The sequence below is a fragment of the Neisseria sp. WLZKY-1 genome, from assembly GCF_046546535.1.
Classification (GTDB): Bacteria; Pseudomonadota; Gammaproteobacteria; order Burkholderiales; family Neisseriaceae; genus Neisseria.
On record NZ_JBKGTW010000140.1, the window covers coordinates 1 to 352 of the forward strand.

1 pseudogene is annotated in these 352 nt (G+C 42.9%); it reads right to left on the bottom strand.

Features of this window, described 5'->3' with window-relative positions:
* A pseudogene (locus tag ACLD9W_RS12565) lies at positions 1-160 on the bottom strand (TIGR00341 family protein); the annotation flags it as partial.
* Positions 161-352 lie beyond the last annotated feature (192 nt).

Genomic DNA, 352 nt, shown 5'->3' on the forward strand with positions numbered 1-352 from the left:
CCCACATGTTAGTTCCAGATACCCGCGTATTGGCACGGATGGCGGCATCGATTTTGTCAGGATGAGCTTGGTCATGTGCAAGGTTGAATACATCTTGCAGTTTGGTCATTGTGTGATTGTCTTGTACTTCCTGATTTTTACTATTTTCCTGTTCTTGCATTTTCTTATCCTCAAATTTTAACGATTGTTTTGAATGCCACCTCACAATTGTGATCAAGGATAGGCGGCACACTTTTTATAAGAAGCTATATTAGACCTCTTGCGAAAATATTCATCCCATCGCATTAACCAGTCCTGCAATCAGATTTGCCCTTAACCCGAACCGTTTCCGCCTGTTGCGGTAAGGCAGCGA